Consider the following 23,526-nt stretch of genomic DNA (forward strand, 5'->3'; position numbering starts at 1 on the left):
CGGTACCGTGACGAGAGCGAGTGCGCGATCTGTAAAGATTTGCTCGTGACTTTATTTTCTGGTATAACGCATTACGTAATAGGCACAACAACAGTCGGCAAATAGGGAGGGTGGGAATCACCCGATATGATCAAGACCTTCAAGAACAGCGAGGTAGAGGCGTTATTTGCCGACAAGAGGGTTGCAAGATTTGTGGAGGTCGAGAGGACGGCAAGGCGGAAACTGCTCCTCCTTAATCAGGCCCGGACCATTCACGACCTCAGGAACCCGCCTGGCAACAGATTGGAAGCACTGACAGGCGACCGCGACGGACAGTACAGCATCAGGGTAAACGACAAGTGGCGGGTCTGTTTCCGATGGGATGGAGAAAATGCCTTTGATGTGGAAATAGTGGACTACCACTAGGAAGAGCATCTATTGCCAGAGCGGTTATCGATGCTTAAGCGAACGAAACGTTATTGGAGGTAGGGAAAGATGGAAGCTAAGATCGCGGTACAGGAAGGAGATCTACTCGACCTGATCCCGCCGGGTGAGGTTTTAATGGAAGATTTCATGAAACCTCTGGGGCTTAGTATCAATGCACTTGCGAGGGAAATCGACGTGCCGCCAGGCCGGATCAGCGAGATCGTCAATGGCAAAAGAAGCATCACCGCAGACACAGCGTTGAGACTAGGTTTATTCTTCTCCGTCTCCCCTGAACTTTGGACCGGTCTGCAGGCCGATTACGACCTCAGGGTTGCCAGGCGTCTTGTGGGTGAAAAACTGAAGTTACGAATTCAGCCGAGGTCGCTGAAGGCAGCCTGACCGTCCCCAGCGGTTACTTCGTGCCCTTCTTTTTCGCTCCGTCGATCCACTTGGAGATCTCCTGGCGGCTGGCGAGCACCGAGGCGGGGATCTCGACGCGGGCTCTTTCGGCCAGCGCCTTGGCGTACCTGAGCTGCCCCTCGCTGGGGGCGTTGCCGTCACCCCTGGAAGGCGGAACGGCGTACCCCATCTTGGCGTGGACCCCTTTGCAGAAGCGCTGCCAGCTCTCCTTGTTGTCCACCACCAGGTCGAGGAACCCTTCCATCCGGCGGGTGAGGTCGTAGTCGATCACCCAGCCGTGCTTGGTCCGCAGGTAGTCGACCAGCGCCTCTCCGGGCGGAAGCGGCACCACCTTCCCCTTTTCCTCCCGCACGTAACCGCGCTCGGCGATGTTCCGGGTGATGGCCGCATAAGTCGACGGACGGCCGATCTCCAGCCGCTCCAGCTCCTTGACCAGGGAGCCGAAGGTGAAGCGCCCCGGAGGCTTGGTCTTCTTCTCGTCCAGCTTTTCCCCTTTCTTGGGAACCATCTCGCCCCGCACGACCTCGGGAAGGGCCTGCACCGGGTCGTCCTCCTTCCCCTCCTTATCCTCCTCCTGATCGGTATAGATACGGAGAAAGCCGTCGAATTTCAGTACCCTGCCGCTGGCCCGGAACCGTTCTCCGGCGGCCTCGAAGAGCATGACGGTGGAGTCGTAGACCGCCTGCGCCATCTGGCTCGCCACCGCCCGCCGGAAGATCAGCTCGTAGAGCCGGGCATGTTCGGCGGTCAGCCCTTCCCTCCCCATCAGCGCGTTGATTCCGGAGAGCTCATGGAGGTGGGTGGGGCGGATACCCTCGTGGGCGTCGGCCTGGCTGTTCTTGGACTTGTACTGGTGCGGCTTGGGAGGGACGTAGCGCTCCCCCAGCGAAGCGGAGAGAAAGGTGCGGATCTCGGCCACGAACTCGTCGGCCATGCGGACCGAGTCGGTACGGTGGTAGGTGATGAGACCGTGATCGAAGAGAGCCTGGGCGAGCTTCATGGTCTGCTCGGGGGAAAGCTTCAGACGGGCCGCCGCCGCGGCCTGGAGGTCGACGGTCGTGAAGGGAGGCTTGGGCGACTGGCGGGTTTCCTTCTTTTCCACCTTCTCCGCCAGCGCCTCCTTGGCGCCTTGGATAGCGGCAACGATCGCCTCCGCCTCCTCCTTCCGCTCGAACTTCCCCCGGAGGTGGCGGGCCAGGAACTCGATCCCCCCTTTCTCCAGCACGATGGCGAGGATCCAGTACGGCGCGGGGACGAAGGCACGGATCTCCCGCTCCCGGTCCACCACGAGGCGCACCGCAGGCGACTGCACGCGCCCGACGCTGAACTTCCCGGCAAGGTCGCGGCTCGCCAGCGGGGAGAGGATGTAACCTACCAGCCGGTCCCCCACCCGCCGCCCCAGGAAGGCATGGTACAGCCCGGCGTTGGTCTTTTCGAAGGGAACCGCGCGGGAGAGTGAATCCTTGAGCCCCTTCTCGGTCACCTCGAAGATCTCCATCCGGAGACACTCCTTGGCCACCCCCTTGACCTCTTCGAAGATGTGCCGGCTGATGGCGTATCCTTCGCGGTCGGGGTCACCGGCCAGCATGACGGTCTCCCCCTTGGCCGCCGCCTTGAGTTCCTTGGGGAGGTTCTTCTTTTTCTCGTGGAGGATGAAGGTCGGTTGGTAGGTGGCGAGGTCGACCCCCATGGAAGCATCGGGGAGGTCCTTGAAATGGCCGACCGTGGAGATGGTCTTGGTCTTGAGGATGGATTGTATCTTCTTCGCCTTGGTCGGCGACTCGACGATGATCAGCAAGGGTCACCTCCAGGTGTGCGGGTCGGGGAACGATACCGGGAGCATACCATCCCGGCGGGGAGACTCAATCGCTCGAAGGTGTCAACGCTGCGGGACGGACGAGGAGAAGACGACGTCGAACTGGCGGCCGTTCCGGGAGAGGCGGACCTTGGTTTCCTTGATCTCCACCACCCGCGCACCGGCGACTTCTTCCCCTTCTTTCACGAGGGTGCCGTTGAGCACCGCCCGGCGCAGGCTCCGCTCGTCCTGGAATGCGATGCCGGAGATGGTGATGTCGGAGCCACCCTGGCTGGCAACCGGAGCGTCATCCCGGGAGCCCTTCATTTTGACCACCGGTTCCCGTGCCACACCGCGCACCCCACCGGCCGCCGCTGCCGTCCTGGTCTTCGCCTTGCCCGCCGGGGTGGGAGCCGAAACGCGCTCGCCGCCACCGGAAGCAGCCGGGACGGAAGGCGCAGAGACCGGTGCGGCGGCAGAGGACGGCGGTGCCGTCTTCGCATGGGACGGGGCAACCGCGCTGGCAGCAGGCCCGGCCGGAGCCGGGGCGGAGGTTTCCGCCGCCTTGGGAGGAAGCGGGGCGGCCGGGGCTACCATCACCGCGGCCGGTGGAGCGGCGGCGCTGTTTTCCTGCATCTCACGAACGGCCTCCTGGCGCACGGCGGCTGGGCGATCGCCATCGCCATGCCCCTTCAGGAAGAATCCGGCACCGATACCGGCCACAAGGAGAGCCGCACCGGCAGCTACCTGCAGGTACGGGCGCGGGCGAGGATCGGAGGCGCCGCCGCGGTAGCGAAGCACCTCCGGGCGCAGGTCCGCCGCGGCGCGACGCCGGGTTTTCCGCTCCTGCTCCATCTTCCTCAACGCATCAAGTATCAGGCTCATGAGTTGCCCTCGATTGCAATAAAGTCGTTTAGTATCATCTCCGGTCTTTCACAATGCCGGGGGGAAAGAAGCCGCCGGCTTGCCGGTAGAGCCTCATCAGGGTCTCGGGAGTCAGCTTCCCGTCGACGGTCATCCCCTCCTTGGCCTGGAACTCCCGGACGGCGGCAGTGGTGAGCGCGCCGTCCTTGCCGTCCACCGGCCCCGCATACGAGCCCGCCTCCTTCAAAAGCCCCTGCAGACGCTTGACCTTGTCCGCCTTCTCCGCGGCCTTCGGCCTTCCCGCCAGCCCGTGAAAATCCTTCCAGAGCACGGTCGCGCTCCCCTTCCACAGGGTTCCCAGTTCACCGGCGCTCAGGCGTGCTTTCCCGCCTACCGCCGGAACCAATTGGAGGCCGTCGCGGTCCACCCCGACGAGGGCCACCACCCGCTCTCCACCGGGCACTGCGACGTGCAGGAGGGCGGGCGCATCCAGCCGTTCGAGGCTCTCCAGGTTTGCGGTGATCCGGGTGGCGGTGAGGCCGCTTCCCCGCAGGAGGGAGGCGAGAGTTACCGCCTGGCCGGTGGTGGGCTTCACCGGCGGTTTCTTCCAGCACCCGAGGAGCGCGTTGACCGCCACCGGCAGGTTCTCCTGGAGGGAGACCGAAGCGAGCTCCCGCTGGGCCAGCTCGGGGGAAAAGGGAGCCACCACCGCGACCGGGGCAGGTTTCTTCGCCTCCACGGCGTCCTGCCGCGGGAGAGCGAGGAAGATCAAGGCCGCCACTGCTGCCAGCGCCACGGCTCCGGCCATCGCCTTGACGATCCGGCGCGACCCCTTCTCCTCCCTCCTGAAGTCGGCCAAGGAGGCGGTGGCCATCGATGACGACACCTCGCGCCGGCCGGCGGTATAGGCCGCCAGCAGCGAGCGGTCGCAGGCGCCGTTGATCAGGCGGGGGAAGCCTCCCGAGAAGCGGAAAATCTTTTTCAACGCCCCCGGGGCGAAGTTCACCGGCTCCTGACCGCCGGCTGCCGCCTTCACCCGGTGCCTGATGTAATCGCAACTGTCCTCGAACCCCATCGGCTTCAAGTGGTAGCGGACGGTGATCCGCTGGTCGAGCTGGCGAAGCTCGGAGCGGGAAAGGAGCGTCCGCAGCTCCGGCTGCCCCACCAGCACGATCTGGATCAGCTTGTCCGATTCGGTCTCCAGGTTGGAGATGAGCCGGATCTGCTCCATTACCTCGACCGAGAGGTTCTGGGCCTCGTCGATGACCAGCACCACCGTGCGGCCGCAGCGGTTCTCCTCCAGGAGAAAGGTGTTCAGGGCCTGATGAAGGTCCCGGATCTCCCCCCCTTCCGCCGAGATCCCGAATTCGGTGTTGATCTCCCGCGCGAGGCCGAGCGGTGAGACGGTGGGGTTGAATATGAGCGCAGTCCGGTAGGTATCGGGCTCCAAGTGGTTCAGGAGGGTACGGACCAGCGTGGTCTTGCCGGTGCCGACCTCGCCGGAGAGCTCGATGAAGCCGACTCGGTTCTCGATGGCGAACAACAGGTGCGCGAAGGCCTCCTGGTGCGGCGTGCTCAGGAAGAGAAAGGCAGGGTTGGGGGTAAGGGCAAAGGGCGGTTCTTTGAAGCCGAGTTGTTCCCAGTACATGTTCGCCGAGTCGTCCTTTGGATGGGGCTTTCAAACCGTCGGTCTAGCTATAATTTCTCGCGCAGACGGTGTCAACTTCTTTCCTGCTTGTGGTCATGGATTAAGGCAAGGGAGAGGGCTAACGAAGGGGACGGGCACCTGCGGAAACGGTCCCGTTACTTCCGGAAGAAGGAGGCGAAGTCGATGACGCACATGTTGCGGTAGACCGGGTGCGGTCCGCAGGCGGCCCCCGCCACCTTGAGAGCGCGGGAATAGATGTTCTTTCTATGCCCGCGGTCGGGAACGCCGTCGTCGATGATCAGCTCCATCACCATCAGCCGGGGATCTTCGGGGCCGTAGCCGATGTTCTCCGCTATCCGGTTGGACCAGTCGCCGTGCCGCTCGATCCTCTGCTGCATGGTGCCGCTGCGCCGCCCGCGGTGCCCGACGTCGCCGTTTTGCCCCTCGTCGCGCACCAGCTCGGCGGCCGCCAGGGCAAGGCCGTCCGACCAGGTAAGGGGCGGCAGCGGAGCCTGACGCTCCACGAAGCCGATGGCCTCGTCGACCGCGCCCCCCCCTTCCGAGGTCACCACGGTGGCTAACGATCCCGGCGCGCGGTAGAACTTTCCCCAGTAGCTACGGCGTAACTCCCGGAGGTACTGGGCGTAGCGCCGCGGCTGCGTGCGGGCCAGGTTGATCTCCGCCACCACCTGGCGGCCGAAGCCGTCGCCGGGGAGCGCCTGGGTACCGGGAGCCAGCACCAGCAGCGTAGCGATCATCATGCCCCACATCCTGACGGCCATCGTCCCGTCCCTCACAGGTACCGGCAATCAACCGAGCCTTTGCTCGAATACTCTCAGTGCGGCGGCCAGCGTCCCTTCCAGATCGTCACCATAGACGGTAAAATAGAGATAGGGACCGGAGTAGTGATGCCAGTTGAGGTCTTCAACCTGGAGAGGTGCCAGATATCGCTCCATCTTCTCATACGGATAGAATGGATCACCGTTGGGCCAGGTTCTTCTGAGCTTGGCAATCTGCACCTCATTCAGTTCGATGCGGTACCTGATCGATACGACTTCCGCCTTCACGTCACTACCCTCCGATGGGACTCGCATTCAGCGGCCCTTTTACCAGCAAAGACGGCTCCGTCCCGCCCCCTTTGCCTTGGCCCGGCAGCCTTGAATCAGCATACCACAATGGCACCGCCTTCCGTTTGACATCGCTACGAATTAGGTTAGATTAATTTCCTGACCGTCATCGGGAAAACGGCAGCCACTGTCACCCCCCATCGAAGAGATTGTTCTTGTGTTTTGGAAACCAAGTCTGGTAAATAATGGCCGCGTCAAAAGAAACGGCCAGCTGGAATGGTCAAAGGTGAGTCATATGCAGCTTGCACTCTATCTCGAGCACGGTGAACAGTTTGCCCGTGCCGCGCTCAAACTTCCCCAGTTCACCACCGTCGATATCGACTCCATCCTGCTTGACTGCGTGATCGAGGTGCTGCCGGTGACCTGCTCCAACTTCCTGGGGCCCGACCATCTTCCCGGCATCGAGTTCCCCTACCCCGAGTTCAGGGTGGTCTTCAGACTGAAGGACCGGCCCATGGTCGCCGCCGTCTACGGTATCGACGTCTTCGTCACCGACGCCATGCTGAGTCTGGTAAACCGAGCCCTCGGCCACAACCACATCGAGCTCAACCGCCGCTACGCCCAGATCGAGCGCTACATCGCCACCAAGCAAAACGGGCTACTGGAGTTGGTGGGATGCAGCCACAAGGCGCTGATCGACCGGATCACCCAGGCCTTCGTGGAGCTTAGGTCCGCCTATCTCGACGCGCTGGACAAGGAAGGGTGCCTCCCGGTGCCGCGCCACACCTAGCCCGGTTCCCCTCACCCGTCGATCCGGAAGATTTTCCCGGCGGGTTATGATACAAAAAAGCCGCCCAAAGCGGGCGGCTCCTCTCCAACAGCCCCTGGCCATTTCCGCCAGGGGCTTCGTTTTTCCGAACGTTCTCTAGCTAGGCCAATTTGAAGCGGCGCACCAGCGTCTGCAGCTCCACCGCCTGCTCGGAGAGCTGGGCCGCGGCGGAGGCGGTCTCCTCGGCGCCGTTAGCGGTTTCATGCACCACCTGAGTGATCTGCTGGATGTTGGTGGCCACCTCGCTGGTGGTGGCGGTCTGCTGTTCGGCGGCGGTGGCTATCTGCGCGACCTGAGCGGCAACCTCGTTGATGCGCTCCACGATCTCCTTCAGGGCTTCGCCGGACTTGCGGGAGGAAACGGCTCCCTTCTCGGCCTCCTGGACCCCGGCCCCCATCGCCTGCACGGCTTCCTTGGTATCACCCTGGATCGCCTTGATCATGGCCCCGATCTCCTTGGTGGCCTTGGAGGTCCGCTCGGCCAGCGCCCTCACCTCGTCGGCCACCACCGCGAAGCCGCGTCCCTGCTCTCCAGCGCGGGCGGCCTCGATGGCGGCATTGAGTGCCAGCAGGTTGGTCTGGTCGGCGATGTCCTCGATGGTCCCCACGATGTCGCCGATCTCCTCGGACCTGGTACCGAGGGCCTCCACGGTGTTGGCGCTCTGCCGCACGCGGTCGGCGATCACCTCCATGCCGACGATGGTCTCCTGCACGATGCGGGCGCCCGCTTCGGCGGTGTCGTTGGACTTGCGGGAGATATCGGCGGCCAGCAGGCAGTTGCGGGCGATGTCGCTGCTGGTGGCCGACATTTCCTCGCTGGCGGTGGCCACGGTGCCGCTTTGGGAGGCCACCTCCTCGGCGCCGGTGGCGATCTGGGCCGAGGTCGAGTGCAGCTGGGTGGAGGCCGAGGCGATGCTGTTGGAGATCCTGACCGTCTGCTCCACCATGTCCTTCAGGCTGGTCACCATGTTGTCCATGGCGGCCAAAAGCTGCCCGCTCTCATCCTTGGAGGTCACCTCCAGCTTGGCGGTGAGGTCCCCGGCGGCCAGCCGGTTGGCAGCTTCCACGGCCTTGGCCAGCGGACCGGTGATCTGCCGGGTGATCAGCAGCCCGAGCCCTATCGCGGCCGCCACCCCCAGCACCACCAGCACCAGCATGGTGGTGGTAGCCGAGTTGGCGAGCGCGGTATTTTCTTTGGACATCTGCTTCGCGTGGGACTCCTTCAAGGCGGTCAGCTTGTCCAGCAGATCCTGCTCGCGGAGGGCGGCCTTCTTGGCGTCGCCATGGAGAAGGGCCATCGCTTCGGCCTCGTGCCCCTGCTGGTCAAGTTGCAGCACCTGGTCGGCGTACTGCAGGTAGAGTTTGCGGGCCTGGGTGAAGTCCGCGAACAGGGCCTTGGCCTCGTCGGTGGTGAGCGTTTTTTCGAACTCCTGGGAGCGCTGGGAGACCAGATCCCGGAGCTGGTTCATGGTTTCGACGTAGTTTTTCCGCTGGGCGGGGTCCTTGGTCTCCACCGCGTCCCGCACGTTGATCCGGACGCGCTGGAAGGCCACCGCCATGGTGCCGATATCGGCCAGTGGCACGGTGTACTTCTCGTAGAGCAGGGTGTCCTTGCTGTCGATCTGGCGGAGCTTGCCGATTCCGACCACCCCTACCACGCAGGCGATCAGCGCGATGGAAAGGAACCCGGCCAAAAGCTTGGTTCCGACTTTTAAATCATTGAAGGCTTTCATGACGCCACCTCGTTATGTTGATTTTGGCTGGCAATGCCGGCCCGGGTGCAAAACCGCTTGATGCTGCTGTCGAGCCGTATCGACACCAGCGCGATGAGAGCGAGGTGCTCGGCCTTGATGGCGCCGATCTCCTCGTCGGTCAGTGGGTATCCATAGCTGCGGCAGGCCTCCTGGGGAGCACGTGCCGCCAAATTTCTGAAGGTGTCGTCGGTTAGCAGGCGACCCAGGAACTTCTCTACCGCATCCTGTGACATGGGGAACTCCTTTTGCGTCCCGAGGTGGGACAGCCTGCGCTGTCCTTACCCTGGTAGTAGCATCAGGAGTGCCAAGAGCTACGGTGCGTTATCTCAGTGAGTTAGCCGCCACAGGAGGCGAAAGGAGTGTCCCGCAGCGGGACAACTGTGACGCTGCGGGTCAAAAGGGAGCCGAATGGTCCGCTTTCCAAGAAGGGGGGTCAGCTGCGGTAGAAGACCTTGCGGTTCACCTTGAGCATCTGGGACGCCTTCGACTTGTTGCCGCCGCACCTCTCCAGGGTGATGGAAAGGATCTGCTCGGTGAGGGCATCGAGGGAGAGCTCTTCCGGCGGGACGGTCAGCTGATAGGCGACTCCTCCGGTGGGCTCGGAGGGCTCAGAGGGAGCGGGAGCGCCCGGGGCGGCGTTCCCCAGTCCCAGGTGGGAGGGGCGGATCAGTTCGCCGTCGGTAAGGATGGCGGCCCGCTCCAGGCAGTTACGCAGCTCGCGCACGTTGCCGGGCCAGCGGTAGGCGAGCATCGCCTCCATCGCCTTCTCGGAGATGCCGGGGAGCGGCTTGCCCAGGTGCTGCCTGAGCTGCTGCATGATGTGCTCGCACAGAAGGGGGATGTCGTCGCGGCGCCGGCAAAGCGGCGGGATGCTGAGCGGGAAGACGTTAATCCGGTGGAAGAGGTCCTCGCGGAAGCGGCCGGCGGCCACCTCGGAGGCCAGGTCCTTGTTGGTCGCCACGATGACCCGGCACTCCACGTTGATCGGGGTGTTGCTTCCGATCTTCTCGAAGACCCGCTCCTGGAGCACCCTGAGGAGCTTGGCCTGCAGGGGGAGCGGCATGTCGCCGATCTCGTCCAAAAGGATGGTCCCGCCGCGGGCCAGGCTGAACTTCCCCTCCCGGTCCCGGTCGGCGCCGGTGAAGGCGCCCCGGGCGTGGCCGAAGAGCTCGCTCTCCAGCAGGTGCTCGGGGATTGCCGCGCAGTTGACCGCGACGAAACCGTTGGGGAGCCCCTTGCCGGCGAAATGGATGGCGCGGGCCAGCACCTCCTTGCCGCAGCCGCTCTCGCCGTAGATCGCCACCGTGGTCTGCCGGACGTTGGCGACCTTGGAGGCCAGGGCCAGCATCTCCTTCATGGCCGGATTGACGGTGACGATGCTCTGGAAGGTGAAACGCTCCCGCAAAAGACCCTTTATCTGCTCGTTTTCCTTGAGGACCTGCTGGTAGTCGAGCGCCCTTTTGACGGTCATCCTGAGGTCGTCGGCGTTGTAGGGCTTGACCAGGTAGTCGTAGGCTCCCCGCCGCATCGCCTCGACGGCGCCCTCCACGCTGCCGTGGGCGGTATTGACGATCATCGGGATACCGGGGTGGCGCTTTTGGACCTCTTCGAGGAGTTGGAGCCCACCCATGCGGGGCATGACGAGGTCCGAGACGACCAGGTCGACGCGCTGGCGCTCCATCGCGTTGAGGGCATCCTCGCCGCAACCGCAGGAGATCACCTGGTATTCCTTGGACAGCAGGCTCTCCAAAAGGTGCAGTGAGAACTGGTCGTCGTCGACAACAATGATGGTGGGAATGACCATGAAAGGTACAATTTCCTTCTTTGCGGGTTTTTCTACCCTTATCGGCCGCCCCCTCCCGGACTTGACTGTTATTTTCACCCCCTCGAACTGTCCAACTACCACCAGATACTAGAGGATTTCTTTTAATGTAAAAATGACCCAAGCGTTAATTTCAGTTGTGTAGAACGCCATTTTTGGCGTAATATCCCGATCCTGGTTACCGGTATTCAGCACCACGACTGTGAGAGTGCATCATGGCTATCAACCTGCGTCTCGGTTACAACTTCATCCGGCTCTCGCTGGCAAGCGGCGTGGCAATCGCCGTGGCCGGTGTGGCCTGCATCTCGAACCTGCTGACCATGCTCCCTCCCGGCCACGAGGGACGCGGCTACGCCTATGCTGCGCTGGTCTTCCTCGCCCTGGAAGGGGCCGTGGCGGCCGGGGTGCTGGCCATGCTGGCATCGAGGAAACTGGCCCAGCGGGTCAGGGTGCTGGCGGCTGCCCTCGACCGCGGCGCGGACGGCGACCTCACCACCCGCCTGACGGTCACCACCATGGACGACCTGGGCGCCCTCAACAACAATTTCAATACCATGATGGAACGCCTCTCCGGGGTGGTCGCCAAGGTCAACCACTCGATCGCCGAGCTGACCAAGATCGCCGGCGACATGAACGAGGTGGCCCAAAACGGCGTCAACTCCGCCGAGCTGCAGTCGGAAGGGGTGAACTCGGCCAGCGTGGCAGTGCAGGAGATCAACGAGGCGGTGCTCCAGATCGCCCGCTGGGTGGAGGGGCTCTCCAGCTCCGCCACCGATAACGCATCCTCCATCCTGGAGATGTCGGCCAGCATCGAGGAGGTCAACCTCCACGTGGAGGCCCTTTCCGCCGCGGTCGACGAGGTGAGCGCCTCCATTATCGAGATGACCGCCGCCGAACGGCAGATCGGGGAGAGCGCCGACAGCCTCATGCAGGAGTCGGCCACCACCTCGGCACTGGTGGGGGATCTGGACGTTTCCATCAAGCAGGTCGGAGAGAACGCAGCCAAGACCGCCGCCATCTCCGAAAGCGTCCGCCGGGACGCCGAGGAAGGGCGCAAGGCGGTCGAGGCGACCATCGCCGGCTTCAACGAGATCCGCAGCTCCTCGAGCTCCTCGGTGGAGGCGATCGAGAACCTCGCGGTCCGCACGGTCGATATCGGCAAGATCCTGATGGTCATCGACGAGGTGGCCGAGCAGACCAAGCTCCTCGCCCTCAACGCCTCCATCATCGCCGCCCAGGCGGGGGAGCACGGCAAGGGGTTCGCGGTGGTGGCCGAGGAGATCAAGGAGCTCGCCCGCCGGACCCGCAGCTCGACCCAGGAGATCTCCGAGATCATCGGGGGGGTCCAGGAAGAGACCGATCGCGTGGTCTCCGCCATCCGGCTCTCGGAGAAGCGGATCGTCGAGGGGGACCGGCTTTCCAAGCGCTCCGGGGAGGCGCTCAAGAAGATCGTGGCGGGGGTCCAGCAGGCCGCCGGCCAGGTGGACGAGATCGCCGACTTCACCGAGGCGCAGTCGCGCATGAGCCAGAACATGAGCAACGCCATGCAGCGGGTGGCCGACATGGTGCGGCAGATCGCCCGGGCGACCCGCGAGCAGGGACGCGGCAGCGAGCTGATCATCTCGGCCGTGCAGAGGATGAAGGATCTCACCGCGCAGGTCAGGATCTCCACCCGCGCCCAGAGCGAGTCCTCGAACCACATCGTCCGTGCCACCGAGGACATCACCGCCACCATCGGCGACGTCAGGCAGGCGTGCGAGGACGAGACCAGGAGCTCGAAGCTCATCGTCAACGCCATGGAGAACATCCAGGAGTCCTCCCGCAGCAACGTGGAGAGCACCCGGGTCATCAACGGCGCGGTCAGCGGCCTCTCGCGGCAGGTGGCCCTGCTGCAGCAGGAGATGGCCGGCCTTCGCTATCAGCAAGGGGCATCCGCACGGAACGCCCCCTCCCCTTCCCCGCCGGGGCTGCCCGAGCCCGGCCCGGCCGAAAGCTGACCTAATAACGAAAAAAGCCCGCCGACCGCGGGCTTTTTTTTATGGTGTCCCCTCATTTCACGGGACCACGGAGTGCGGGTCCCTTTCGCCTCAAGGGGAGGATAGGGTGAGGATCATCGGGTCAACCGGGTGATGAGTTCGCGGTGGGCGGGAAAGAGCGCGAGGAGGGAGCCGCGTTCGCCCATCTCGAAGTCGGCGAAGTCGAAACCGGGGGAGACGGTGCAGCCGACCAGGGCGAATCCCTCCCCGCCGGAGAGCTCGGCCCCGAACCAGCATCCCGCCGGCACCACCGCCTGCAGGCTCTCCCCTGCGGCAAGATCGCTTCCGAGCCTCAGTTCCCGGCGCTCCCCTTCGGGAGTGATGACCTGGACGGTGAGGGGGGAGCCGAGGTGGAAGTGCCAGAGCTCGTCCGACTTTATCCGGTGCAGCGCGGAGATGTCTCCCGCCTCGAGCAGAAAATAGATGGAGGTGCAAAACGACCGGCTCCCGCCGAAGCGCTCCGGCAGAGCCCCGGTACCAACGATCTCCGGCGACCGGTAGGTCTCCCGGAACCATCCCCCTTCCGGGTGCCGGGTCAATCCGAGCCGGGCCACCAGCTCTTGCACAGCGATCTCCCTCATTCCCCCTCCCCTATCCGATGGTTACCCGGTTCCTGCCCTGCTGCTTGCTTTGATACATGAGCGAGTCGGCGCGGGAGATGATGCTCTCGGCGTCGTCGCCGCTGCGGATCATGGTCCCCCCGATCGAGATGGTCACCCCGACGATCTCCTCCCCGACCGTGATGAAACTCCGCTCGACCGTGCTCCGGATCCTCTCCGCCATGGAGACCAGGGTTGCCTGGTTTGCCCCCGGCAGGATGGCGATGAACTCCTCGCCGCCCCAGCGGGCGACCACGTCGAGCTTCCTGACCACGTGGGCGATCGACTTGGCCACCATGGCCAGCACCTCGTCGCCGGTGGGGTGGCCGTAACGGTCGTTGACGTTCTTGAAGTTGTCGATGTCGAGGAAGAGGATGCCGAAGGGGGTGAGGCGGGTTTGCCACTCCCCGACCGTGGAGTCGAGGGCCATCTCGCCCAGGCGCCTGGTGCCGGTATCGGTCAAGGGGTCGGTGAAGAGGTCGTGGCGCAGCCTGTCCAACTGCTCCATCATCTGCATGGCGTTACTGTCGGTGAAGATTTCCACCGCCCCTACGATCGCCCCGCCGCTGTTTCTGACCGGCGAGACCCGTACCTGGACCGGAAGGCGGAACCCCTGCTTGTGTTGCACCATGGCGGTCAGCTCGTGGTGCTCGCCGTCGGTCATCGCGTTATGGAGGGGACACCCATCGTTGCAGACCTCGCACCCTTCGATGTCGATGTGCTGGAGGATATGGTCGGCGCAGCTGTTGCCGATCACTTCTTCGCGCCGGTAGCCGGTGATCCGCTCGGCTCCCTTGTTCCAGTAGGAGATGCGCCGGTTGAGGTCGATGCAGTAGACTCCGTCGAACAGGCTGTCGAGCAAGAGCGCGGGGGAGATTTCCGTTTCGGTGGTGGGGGTATCCATGGGGACTCCTGGAGAAGGCGTGGGATCGGGGTCTATGCGGCGAGCCGTTCTGGCAGGAAGGCCTGAGAGAGGACGCTGACGCCGGCCCGGAGATCGTGCTCCCCGGCCACCCGGCCCCGGGTGACGGGCGGGGGAGCAAAAATGGCCGGGGGGAGCGGGGCTAACCCGTCTTGAACCTTGACATTGGCGGCGCGTAAGTGTAATTTTGCGCCCATATAATAGCGTTTTAAATCTGGCTTGGCAATCCTCTCGTTCCGGGTACCGGCGGCAGGGAACCGGGGCCCGGATGAACGGCGCATTTTCACCCCCTTTCGCGGGTGAGCTGATATCTCCCTTACCACGACAGGTAACGAGGGTTCAATGGCAAAGATACTGGTAGTCGATGATTCCATGGTGGCGCGGATGTGCCACATCGCCAGCATCCCCAAAGACCAGGGGCATGAAATCGCCGAAGCTTCGGACGGCCTGAGCGCCTTGGAAGCGTTTCGCGCCATGGAGCCGGACGTCACCTTCCTGGACCTGACCATGCCGGGGATGAACGGACTCGACGTCCTCGCCGCCATCAAGGAAGATTACCCCAACGCAGTGGTGATCGTCTGCACCGCCGACATCCAGCGGCAGACGTTGGAGATGGTAGAGAAGCTGGGGGCCTTTGGCGTGCTCAGTAAGCCGTGCAGCAAGGAGGTCCTGCAGGAGAAACTGGCCCGGGCGCTGGAAAAAGCGGAGCAAAATCGTGATGAGTGAGACCGCATCGCTGATGACCCCACTGGAGAAGGACGTTCTCCAGGAAATCATGAACATATCCTTTGGCCAGGCGGCAGCCGGGTTGTCGGAGGTCATCAACCTGTACGTCACCCTGTCGGTTCCCTACATCGACGTCCTGGCTCACGGGGAGGTGGCCCGCTACATCAAGGGGAAGATCCCGGACACCGGCGAGATGAGCATGGTGACCCAGATGTTTTCCGGCAACTTCAGCGGATCGAGCATCCTCATCTTCCCGCACGGCGAGGGGAAAAAGCTCCTGCGGCTCTTCAACGGCGAACTGGGGACCGAGGGGCACGACATGGATGTCCTGGAGCGGGAATCGCTGATCGAGATCAGCAACATCATCATCGGCGCCTGCATCAGCAAGATCGCCGAGATGCTCGGGGACGTGGTCAGCTACTCTCCCCCCCGTTTCTACGCCCGCGAGCAGATAAGCGACGCGCTACGGGAATCGTTCGAGGCAGAGGGAGCGTTTGCGATCTTCTTCAAGACCCTCTTCCAGTTCGAGGAGTACGACGCCCGCGGCTACCTCTTCATGGTCAGCAACGGGGCCGCCCTCTCCTGGCTCAAGCAGTCAATAGCGAACTACCTCCAAAAATATGCAGGCGCATGACCAGATCTTTCAGAACATCAATCTCGGATTGATGGTCCTGGACCGCGACCTGAGGGTGCGGGCCTGGAACCGCTGGATGGAACTCCACAGCTCGCTGTCGTTTGCCGAAGTGGAGGGGAAATCGATCCTGCAGTTCTACCCGCACCTCGCCCAGCCGGAATTCAGCCGGTTCTTCAAGAGCGTCCTCTCCTTCGGCAACTACGCCTTCTTCTCCCAAAAGCTTCACCGGCAGCTGATCCCGATGAAGAATCCGCACCCAAGCGTCGCCCACATCCCCTACATGCAGCAAAACTGCACCGCCGGCCCGATCAGGAACGACCAGAGGGCCATCGAGAGCATCTACATCACCATCCAGGACGTCACCGAGTACGTGATGTACGAGCACCGGCTGGTGGAGATGAGCCGGCTCGATCCCATGACCAGGCTCTTGAACCGCAGCCATCTCGAGCAGACCCTGAGCGAGGAGATGAGCCGGGCCCAGCGGTACGGGACGCCGCTCAGCGTGCTGATGATCGACATCGACTTCTTCAAGTCGATCAACGACACCTATGGGCACGTCTGTGGGGACCAGGTCATCAAGGCGATCGCCAACCTCCTGAAGGACACCGTGCGGAGGATCGACGTGGTGGGACGTTACGGGGGGGAGGAATTCTGCTGCGTGCTGCCGGAGACCGCCTCCGACAACGCCGTCCTGCTGGCGGAGCGGCTGCGGGGGATGGTGGAGGAGAAGGTTCACACCTTCGGCGCCCACACCCTGAAGGTCACCATCAGCGTCGGGGTGGCCGAGCTCTCCCCGGGGCGCGACACCCTGGAAAGACTCGTGAATGCCGCCGACGACGCCCTGTACCGGTCCAAGCACCAGGGGAGAAACCGGGTGACCTGTGCCGCCCTTGAGGAATCGGCTCCCCACCCCGCCAGCGCCTCCAGCCTCCTCGCCAACTAGGTCCCGACCAGCTACCGGCGCCCCATTCGGCCGCCCCCCTCCACTCAACCTCTCCCCGGCCCACACCCTCCACCCACGCAACCCACGCACCGCCACGCCAGGCGATTCTTTAATGAGATTTTGTACCATTTTTTTGACAAAACAACAACTAAATCGGCCAGTTAACCCCACATTTCGGCCGGCCGAAATGGCTGAGAAACGCAGCCGCAGTCCACGCAGTCCACGCAGTCCACGGCGTCCACGGCGTCCACCGTCACTTCGGCACGAAGTAGACGTCAGTCGGCTTGAACTTGCAGTTTCTCAAGAAGCGGGCTTGCACCGGCATGCCGACCGAGATCTCCTCGGGACGGGCGCCGATCAGGCGGGAAAGGAACAGGGTGTCGACCCCCTCGAACTCCACCATGATCAGCGTGAAGGGGGTCTCCTTGAGGAAGGCCTGTCCACCGAAGTGGCAGGTGGTGAAGGTGTGCACCCTCCCCTCGTGGGGAAGCTCGAACCATTCGGTGGGAGCCCCGCACTCCATGCAGTGCCCGCGCGGGGTGGCGAACCGGCGGTCGCAGGAGGTGCAGCGGCTCCCGAGCAGCTTCCTCCTGGTCAGCCCGGTGAAGAAGGGGGAGTCCTGCGCATAGGAGTGGAGGTAGTCAATCTCGTAGTGGTACTTGATGATGATGGGATCGGTGTTGAAGAGGACGGTACCCTCCTCGTTTTCGGCAAGTTTCGCGTCTTTGTCCATGTCACACCCTCTCCAGGATGGAGACCGTGATGTAGGTCCCGGTCCCCGCGTGGCTGTGGATAAGCCCCCGCCGCGGCTCTGGGAGCTGGAGGGTGGCGTCGTTCAGATGCTTTCCGATGGTCCCCTGAAGCTGCCAGAAGGCAAAGACCGCCTGCATGAGACCGGTCGCCCCGACCGGATGCCCGCAGGCGAGGAGCCCCCCCGACGGATTGACCGGGAGCGGCCGCCACTTCTTTTCGCCCGAAAAGCTAAGCCCGTAGTCGAGGTTGGGCAGGAAGGGTGCGCCGGAATCGACGTAGCGCCCCCCTTCCCCGTACCGGCAAAGCCCCAGGTCCTCGCAGGTCTGGATCTCGGACGAGGTATAGGCGTCGTGCAGTTCCACGAAATCGAGCTCCTCCCCCGGGTCGCGGATCCCCGCCATCCCGTAGGCGAGCTTGGCCGCCATCCTCCCCCCGCGGAAAGAGTGGACGCCGGGATAGCGGAGACCGGCGTATTCCTCGGCGCTCTCGTGGGGAAGGAGGATGACCTTCCCCTGGGGGCGGTCCGCCATCCGCATGGCGTCGGTGCCGCACCCCACCCCGGTGACCCGTACGGGATTCCCCCCCAGCCGCTGGGCGGCCTCCTCCGAGGCGAGGATCGCCACCGCGGCCCCCTCGGACATCTGGCAGATGTCGAGCAGAGTCAGCGGCTCGGAGACCATCTGGGAGGCGCGCACCTGTTCGATGGTCAGCCGCCCGGGGCGCTGGGCGTAGGGGTTATAGAGCGCGTTCAGGTGGTTCTTGATGGAGACCTTGGCCATCTGTTCGACGGTGGTCCCGAACTCGTGCATGTGGCGCACTACCATCATCGCGTAGTAGCCGGTGTAGAATCCCCCGACCGGGTAGTCGAAGTTGGTGTCCGAGGCAAGGGCGATGAACTCGTTCCCCTTCCAGGTGTTCACCCTCCCCATGGTCTCGAACCCCATCGCCAGGCAGACCTCCATCCGCCCCGAGGCGACCGCCTCCCAGGCGGACTGGAAGCAGAGGCCGCCGGTGGCTCCTCCCCCCTCCACCCGCCGGGAGGGCTTCGGGTTCAGCCCGAGGTAGTCCTGCACCATGGCGCCGGCCATCAGCTGTCGGGTGAAGTGATCGGAGAAGTAGGAGCAGACGCTCCCGTCGATCTCCTCGCGGGATAGGGACGGGAGGTCGGCAAGGGCGTAGTCGAAGGCGTCTTTCACCATCCGGCGGAAATCGGTCTGCGGGAGCGCCTTGGCGAACTTGGTTATTCCTCCGGAGATCATGTAGACCGGTCTCATGACTTGATCACCTCTTTAAGGTAGGAGCGGGCGATGACCAGACGCTGGACTTCGGAGGTCCCCTCGCCGATCTCGCAGAGCTTGGCCTCCCGGAAGTAGCGCTCCACCGGGAAGGCCTTGGTGTATCCATGGCCGCCGTGCATCTGCACCGCCTTGAGCGCCGCCCGCATGGCCGCCTCGGAGGCGTACAGTTTCGCCATCGACGCCTCCCGGCCGAAGGGGACGCCGCAGTCCTTGCGCCTGGCGGCCCGCAGGGTCAAGAGTCTCGCGGCGTCGAGTTCGGTCGCCATGTCGGCCACCATCCACTGCAGCGCCTCGAACTCGGCGATCTTGATCCCGAACGCGCTCCGTTTCTGGAGGTAGTCGATGCTCTGCTCCAGGCAGGCCCGGCCGATGCCGACCGCCATAGCGGCCATCCCGATCCGCCCCGCCGCGAGCACCTGCATGGCCTGGGTGAATCCCTCGTTCTCCCCGCCGATCAGCGCCTCGGCGGGAAGCCGGAGGCCCTTCAAAAGGAGCGCCACCGTGTCGCTCGACCGGTAGCCGAGCTTCTCGAGGTTCTTCCCCTTCTCGAGCCCCTTGACGCCCCCCGGCAGCACGAAGGCGGAGATCCCCTTGGCCCCCCGGGAGGGATCGCTCTTGGCCATCACCACCAGCACGCCGGCCCGCGACCCGTTACTGATGAAGTGCTTGCGGCCGTTCAGCAGCCACCCCTCCCCGTCGCGAAGCGCGGTGGTGCCGATCCCCCCGGCATCGCTCCCGGCTTCAGGCTCGGAGAGGGCCCAGGCCCCGATGGTCTCGCCGGTGACCAGCGGGGCGAGGTAGCGCTCCTTCTGCTCGTGGGAGGCGAAGAGGTCGAGGTGGGTTGCGCAGAGGGTGTGGGCGAGGAGGGTGATGGTGACCGAGGCGTCCACCCGCGCCAGTTCCTCCACCGCCGTGATGTAGCTGACGAAATCCTTCCCTCCTCCGCCGTAGCGGGCGGGAAAGATCAGGCCGAAGAGTCCCATCTCCTGGAGCCTCTTCACCGCGTGGGCGGGAAACTCCGCGGTGGCGTCCCGCTGGGAGGCGCCGGGTGCCAGCTCGCGGTCGGCAAAGTCGCGGATCCGCTCCTGGAGTTGCTGCTGCTCGTCGTTAAGTTCGAATTCCATGGTAGTAGCCTCTGGTTTCCTGCCTGCCTATTGCTTCTGTCCCGGGATCTCCTTGATGTCCGGCGGAGCAGTCTTCTCCATGATCTCCGGCGGGGTCCCGAGCGGCGCGGGCTTCAACGGCTGGCCGCAACGGTTGCAGCAGTCCTCGCAGCCGTCCTGCACCGCTTCCCCCTCCTTGCTCTTCGACTGCACCGGACTCTTGGCCGCCTTGCACTTCTGGCAGCAGTCGCAGGCCCCCGCCTTGGCGGGATCGCGAGTCTCGGGAGTGTCCGGAGGAACGATGCCGGCGGCGCGGTTGGGGGCGGCCACGCACGAGGCCGTGGCGGCCCAAAGGAGGAGCAGGAGGGCGAGCGAGGAAAACTTGGTCGTTGGCAACATGGTCGGCTCCTTTGTCACGGGCAGGGGGCTCCGCTATCGGCCCAGGTGGACATCAGCTTGACGAACTCGGCGTGCGGCATCGGCACCGGCGTGCGGCCGTCACCGGGATGCCACCCCCACAGCACCAGGGGAGCATCCCGCACGTGATCGACCACCTCGGCCGGAGTTCGCGATCCGTTGCGGGCGGGATCCTTCAACTGCTCGCACAGCTGCCGCGGCGTCTTCTTCTCGAAGACCATCTTCATGTCCTCCGGAGGGAGCTGCCACTCCGGCGCCCCGGGAGGGGTGTGATCGTACTCCTGGTTCTTCTCCTGATGGCAGGTGGTGCAGAAAAGGCCGTTTTTCCCGAGGCCGCCCCGTCCCCGTTCCACGTGCATGGGGTGCGGACGGCTGCGGTCCCCGACCAGCGGGCGGTCCCCCTCGGGATGGCAGTTCACGCAGCGGGGATGGAGAAGCACCTTGCAGGCCTTCGCGAACGCCTCGGCTCCCGCGCCGGTATCCGGGGAGGCCGCTTCGGCCCGGCTGACCAGGGAGGCCGGGGGGGGCCCGCCCCGTAAAGGGTTGAAGATGCCGCGGCAGACGAAGAAGGCCAGCAGGGCAGCGATTGCCGCCACCAGCAGCCTGACCGCCAGCATGCGGAAAAGCGACGGATCCCGCTGAGGCTTGGCAAGTCTCATCAGTTCCTCCCATCCGCCCCGGCACCCGGCTTTGCGGGGGGAGCGGAAGCCCAACTCAGGCGTTGAGGATCACGTTGAAGGAGCCCGGTTCGATGTTGTAGATCGGGAGCTGTCTCACCCTGCGGCCGGTGGCGGCGAAGATCGCATTGGTCACCGCGGGGGCGATGGGGGGAACGGCGGTCTCTCCGATCCCTCCCGGCTTCTCGCGGCTCTCTACGATATGCACCTCGACCTTGGGCATCTCGTCCATCCGGAGCACCGGGTAGTCGTTAAAGTTATCCTGCTGGACCCGGCCGTTTTCCAGGGTAATGGCGCCGTAGAGGGCGGCCGACAGCCCGAAGACGATGCCCCCCTGCATCTGCGCCTCGATGATGGAGGGATTGACCGTCATGCCGCAGTCGACCGCACAGACCACCCGGTCCACCCGTACCCGGCCGTCCGGCTTCAGGGTGACGTCGGCCACCTGGCAGACGTAGCTCCCGTAGGACTCGAAGACCGCGATGCCGCGCCCCCTTCCCCCGGGGAGCTTCTCCCCCCACCCCGCCTTGCGGGCGGCGAGATCGAGGACCCCGAGGTGCCGGGGATGGTTCGACAGGAGCCCGCGCCGGAACTGGTAGGGGTCCTTCCCGGCCACCTGGGCGAGCTCGTCGATGAAGCTCTCGACCTCGAAGCCGGTGTGGGAGTGCCCGACCGATCGCCACCACTGCACCGGCATCCCCGGCTCGGGGCTGTGGAGATCGACCAGGAGGTTCGGGATCTCGTAGGGGACCTGCTGGGCTCCCTCCACCGAGGAGAGGTCGACCCCGTTCTTGATCCGGCTCTTCTCGTTGAAGGTTCCCTTCATGATCGACTGCCCGACGATCCGGTGCCGCCAGGCGATCACCCGTCCCTTCTCGTCGAACCCGCCGCTCATCCGGGCGTGCCACAGCGGCCGGTAGTACCCCCCTCTCATGTCGTCTTCGCGGGTCCAGATCACCTTGACCGGCTTGCGGATCTCGCGGGCCACCTGGACTGCCATGGTGACGAAATCCTGATGGGGATTCCCCCGGCGCCCGAAGCCTCCCCCGAGGTAGGTGGTGTGGACCTTCACCTTCTCGGGGGGAAGCCCGGTGAGCGAGGCGGCCAGGTCGCGGCAGAGGGTCTGCCCCTGGGTACCTGCCCAGATTTCGCAGCTGTCCCGCCGCAGATCCACGGTGCAGTTCAAAGGCTCCAGGTCGGCATGGGCGAGGTAGGGAAGGTCGTACTGGGCGTTCACCCGGTTAGGGGAGGCGGCCAGGGCGGCCTCGGCGCCGCCGTCGTTACGGGCGATTGTCCCGGGACTCTTGGAGAGCACCGCGTAGGCGGTCCGCATCTTCCCGGTGGAAAGCCCGGCCCGGGCGCCGTCGTCCCAGTCGATCTCCAGCACGTCCCGCCCTCTCTTGGCGGCCCAGTATCCTTTGGCGACCACCGCCACTCCGGTGTCGATCTTGACGACGGCGACCACTCCCGGGACCGCCCGGGCCTTGGTGGCGTCGAAGCTGCGGACCGTACCGCCGTAGACCGGCCCCCTCGCCACCAGCGCGACCAGCAGGCCGGGGAGCTTGGTATCGATCCCGAAAAGGGCCGATCCGTTCACCTTGACCGGGGTGTCCAGCCGCCGGAGCGGCTTGCCGAGGAGCGTGAAGCTGGAGGGGGCCTTCAGTACCGGCTCGGGGGGGACCGGCAGCAGGGCAGCCGCCTCGGCGACCGCGCCGTACTCGATGCTCTTTCCGCCGGGGAGGATGACCTTGCCGCCGGAGGTCCGGCAGGAGGAGGGAGCCACCCCCGCCCTCTTGGCCGCCGCGCTCACCAGCATGCTGCGGGCCGCCGCCCCAACCTTGCGCATCCGTTCCCATTCGGTCCTTACACTGGTGCTCCCCCCCGTCATCTGCTTGCCGCTCATGGGGTTCGCGTAGATCTCGGCCACCGGGGCGGGGACCGCCCGTACCTTCCCCCAGTCGCAATCGAGCTCCTCCGCGATCAGCATCGGGATCGCCGTATAGACCCCCTGCCCCATCTCGGACTTGTTGACGAAAACGGTGACCGCGTTGTCACGGCCGATGTGGAGAAAGGCGTTCGGGTAGTACGGCATCCGCTTCTTCCCCGGCTGCTGCGCCGCAGCCGGCAGCGAGAACCCGAGGATCAGCCCGGCACCTGCCACCGCTCCGCTCTTCAGGAAGTCGCGACGGCTCATGGAGAGGATGTCGCTCATGGTTTCCTCCCGGCGGGCCTCCCCGGCTCCGCCGCCACCTTCCCGGCGGCGCGGTGGATGGCTCCCTTGATCCGCTGGTAGGTCCCGCAGCGGCAGATGTTCCCCGCCATCGCCTGTTCGATGTCGGCATCGCTCGGGTGGGGATTGACCGCGAGCAGCGCCACCGCCGACATGATCTGGCCCGGCTGGCAGTAGCCGCACTGGGGAACGTCCTCCTCGATCCAGGCCTGCTGGACCGGGTGCATGCCGGGGGAGGAGAGCCCCTCGATGGTCACCACCTCCTTCCCCGCCACCGCCGAGACCGGGGTGACGCAGGAGCGGACCGCCCGGCCGTCCACGTGGACCGTGCAGGCCCCGCAGAGGGCGCTTCCGCAGCCGTACTTGGTGCCGGTAAGCCCCAATTCGTCGCGGATCACCCAAAGTAGCGGCATGTCCGCCGGCACGTCGAGCTCATAGGCCTTTCCATTGACCTTGATGGGAATCATCGGGCCTCCTGCAGCGAGGGCATAATGTGGGGGGTGGAATCAACAAAAAAATTAACACTAATTAAATTTTTGTCAAAGGTGGGCAAGACTGCAAAAGGAGTTCTGCTACACTTAAGCG

24 protein-coding genes are annotated in these 23,526 nt (G+C 64.5%); 7 read left to right on the forward strand and 17 right to left on the reverse strand.

All coding sequences use genetic code 11. The annotated features are described in order from the left end of the window. The first annotated feature begins 126 nt into the window (after positions 1–126). Complete coding sequence (locus L4X63_RS12430) at positions 127–405, forward strand: type II toxin-antitoxin system RelE/ParE family toxin (RefSeq protein WP_250678958.1); 279 nt, start codon at positions 127–129, stop codon at positions 403–405. A gap of 69 nt (positions 406–474) precedes the next feature. Continuing rightward, positions 475–804 (forward strand): HigA family addiction module antitoxin, encoded by a 330-nt coding sequence (locus L4X63_RS12435; RefSeq protein WP_250678959.1) that lies wholly within the window; start codon positions 475–477, stop codon positions 802–804. Between the two features lie 13 nt (positions 805–817). Here the strand turns inward: L4X63_RS12435 and topA are convergent, their stop codons facing one another. The 5 genes from topA to L4X63_RS12460 all read right to left on the reverse strand — a co-directional run bounded on the left by topA (position 818) and on the right by L4X63_RS12460 (position 6,199). Continuing rightward, a complete protein-coding gene (gene topA, locus L4X63_RS12440) occupies positions 818–2,623 on the reverse strand; it encodes a type I DNA topoisomerase (RefSeq protein WP_250678960.1) in 1,806 nt (601 codons plus the stop codon). Between the two features lie 81 nt (positions 2,624–2,704). Continuing rightward, entirely contained in the window at positions 2,705–3,505 is an 801-nt protein-coding gene (locus L4X63_RS12445; RefSeq protein ID WP_250678961.1) for a general secretion pathway protein GspB, read from the reverse strand. Positions 3,506–3,539: 34 nt separating this feature from the next. Next, positions 3,540–5,132 (reverse strand): AAA family ATPase, encoded by a 1,593-nt coding sequence (locus L4X63_RS12450; protein ID WP_250678962.1) that lies wholly within the window; start codon positions 5,130–5,132, stop codon positions 3,540–3,542. 155 nt (positions 5,133–5,287) lie between these two features. After that, positions 5,288–5,893, reverse strand: a complete 606-nt coding sequence (locus tag L4X63_RS12455) for a CAP domain-containing protein (protein WP_250678963.1) — start codon at positions 5,891–5,893, stop codon at positions 5,288–5,290. Between the two features lie 48 nt (positions 5,894–5,941). Further along, positions 5,942–6,199 carry a hypothetical protein gene (locus tag L4X63_RS12460; protein WP_250678964.1) on the reverse strand — a complete coding sequence of 86 codons (258 nt, stop codon included), beginning with the start codon at positions 6,197–6,199 and terminating at the stop codon, positions 5,942–5,944. Between the two features lie 295 nt (positions 6,200–6,494). Here L4X63_RS12460 and L4X63_RS12465 point away from each other — a divergent pair, with 295 nt between their 5' ends. Then, positions 6,495–6,989 carry a hypothetical protein gene (locus L4X63_RS12465; RefSeq protein ID WP_250678965.1) on the forward strand — a complete coding sequence of 165 codons (495 nt, stop codon included), beginning with the start codon at positions 6,495–6,497 and terminating at the stop codon, positions 6,987–6,989. Positions 6,990–7,128: 139 nt separating this feature from the next. Here L4X63_RS12465 and L4X63_RS12470 read toward each other — a convergent pair whose 3' ends face one another. From L4X63_RS12470 to L4X63_RS12480, 3 genes are all read right to left on the reverse strand, one after another. Then, a complete protein-coding gene (locus L4X63_RS12470) occupies positions 7,129–8,760 on the reverse strand; it encodes a methyl-accepting chemotaxis protein (RefSeq protein ID WP_250678966.1) in 1,632 nt (543 codons plus the stop codon). Next, entirely contained in the window at positions 8,757–9,014 is a 258-nt protein-coding gene (locus tag L4X63_RS12475) for a Franean1_4349 family RiPP (RefSeq protein ID WP_250678967.1), read from the reverse strand. The genes L4X63_RS12470 and L4X63_RS12475 overlap by 4 nt, the downstream gene beginning before the upstream one ends. A 200-nt stretch (positions 9,015–9,214) precedes the next feature. Further along, positions 9,215–10,585: a sigma-54-dependent transcriptional regulator gene (locus L4X63_RS12480; RefSeq protein ID WP_250678968.1), complete on the reverse strand. Its 1,371-nt coding sequence runs from the start codon at positions 10,583–10,585 to the stop codon at positions 9,215–9,217. A 233-nt stretch (positions 10,586–10,818) separates the two neighbouring features. Between L4X63_RS12480 and L4X63_RS12485 the strand changes: the two genes are divergently transcribed. Continuing rightward, positions 10,819–12,600, forward strand: coding sequence for a methyl-accepting chemotaxis protein (locus L4X63_RS12485; protein WP_250678969.1), 1,782 nt, complete (start codon positions 10,819–10,821; stop codon positions 12,598–12,600). 113 nt (positions 12,601–12,713) lie between these two features. On the opposite strand, the gene L4X63_RS12490 is transcribed toward L4X63_RS12485, so the two are convergent. Further along, the gene (locus tag L4X63_RS12490; protein ID WP_250678970.1) at positions 12,714–13,220 is read right to left on the reverse strand and encodes a cupin domain-containing protein; all 507 of its coding nucleotides are present in this window, start codon (positions 13,218–13,220) and stop codon (positions 12,714–12,716) included. 10 nt (positions 13,221–13,230) lie between these two features. Further along, on the reverse strand, positions 13,231–14,142 hold the full coding sequence (locus L4X63_RS12495) for a sensor domain-containing diguanylate cyclase (RefSeq protein WP_250678971.1): 912 nt from the start codon (positions 14,140–14,142) through the stop codon (positions 13,231–13,233). A 360-nt stretch (positions 14,143–14,502) separates the two neighbouring features. Here L4X63_RS12495 and L4X63_RS12500 point away from each other — a divergent pair, with 360 nt between their 5' ends. From L4X63_RS12500 to L4X63_RS12510, 3 genes are read left to right on the forward strand one after another with little or no spacing between them, the layout of a single operon-like run. Next, complete coding sequence (locus tag L4X63_RS12500) at positions 14,503–14,886, forward strand: response regulator (protein ID WP_250678972.1); 384 nt, start codon at positions 14,503–14,505, stop codon at positions 14,884–14,886. Then, a complete protein-coding gene (locus tag L4X63_RS12505; protein ID WP_250678973.1) occupies positions 14,879–15,520 on the forward strand; it encodes a chemotaxis protein CheC in 642 nt (213 codons plus the stop codon). The genes L4X63_RS12500 and L4X63_RS12505 overlap by 8 nt, the downstream gene beginning before the upstream one ends. Further along, entirely contained in the window at positions 15,507–16,463 is a 957-nt protein-coding gene (locus tag L4X63_RS12510; RefSeq protein ID WP_250678974.1) for a sensor domain-containing diguanylate cyclase, read from the forward strand. The genes L4X63_RS12505 and L4X63_RS12510 overlap by 14 nt, the downstream gene beginning before the upstream one ends. Positions 16,464–16,716: 253 nt before the next feature. On the opposite strand, the gene L4X63_RS12515 is transcribed toward L4X63_RS12510, so the two are convergent. From L4X63_RS12515 to L4X63_RS12545, 7 genes are read right to left on the reverse strand one after another with little or no spacing between them, the layout of a single operon-like run. Further along, entirely contained in the window at positions 16,717–17,196 is a 480-nt protein-coding gene (locus L4X63_RS12515; RefSeq protein WP_250678975.1) for a Zn-ribbon domain-containing OB-fold protein, read from the reverse strand. A gap of 1 nt (position 17,197) precedes the next feature. After that, positions 17,198–18,490 carry a thiolase C-terminal domain-containing protein gene (locus L4X63_RS12520; RefSeq protein WP_250678976.1) on the reverse strand — a complete coding sequence of 431 codons (1,293 nt, stop codon included), beginning with the start codon at positions 18,488–18,490 and terminating at the stop codon, positions 17,198–17,200. Next, positions 18,487–19,638: an acyl-CoA dehydrogenase family protein gene (locus L4X63_RS12525; RefSeq protein ID WP_250678977.1), complete on the reverse strand. Its 1,152-nt coding sequence runs from the start codon at positions 19,636–19,638 to the stop codon at positions 18,487–18,489. The genes L4X63_RS12520 and L4X63_RS12525 overlap by 4 nt, the downstream gene beginning before the upstream one ends. Positions 19,639–19,665: 27 nt before the next feature. Continuing rightward, complete coding sequence (locus L4X63_RS12530) at positions 19,666–20,016, reverse strand: hypothetical protein (RefSeq protein ID WP_250678978.1); 351 nt, start codon at positions 20,014–20,016, stop codon at positions 19,666–19,668. 14 nt (positions 20,017–20,030) lie between these two features. Then, a complete protein-coding gene (locus L4X63_RS12535; RefSeq protein WP_250678979.1) occupies positions 20,031–20,693 on the reverse strand; it encodes a hypothetical protein in 663 nt (220 codons plus the stop codon). A 55-nt stretch (positions 20,694–20,748) separates the two neighbouring features. Then, the gene (locus L4X63_RS12540; RefSeq protein WP_250678980.1) at positions 20,749–22,923 is read right to left on the reverse strand and encodes a xanthine dehydrogenase family protein molybdopterin-binding subunit; all 2,175 of its coding nucleotides are present in this window, start codon (positions 22,921–22,923) and stop codon (positions 20,749–20,751) included. Continuing rightward, the gene (locus tag L4X63_RS12545) at positions 22,920–23,408 is read right to left on the reverse strand and encodes a (2Fe-2S)-binding protein (RefSeq protein ID WP_250678981.1); all 489 of its coding nucleotides are present in this window, start codon (positions 23,406–23,408) and stop codon (positions 22,920–22,922) included. Before L4X63_RS12545 ends, L4X63_RS12540 begins: the two co-directional genes overlap by 4 nt. Positions 23,409–23,526: the final 118 nt, after the last annotated feature.

It is taken from the genome of Geomonas sp. Red32 (assembly GCF_023652955.1).
Classification (GTDB): Bacteria; Desulfobacterota; Desulfuromonadia; order Geobacterales; family Geobacteraceae; genus Geomonas.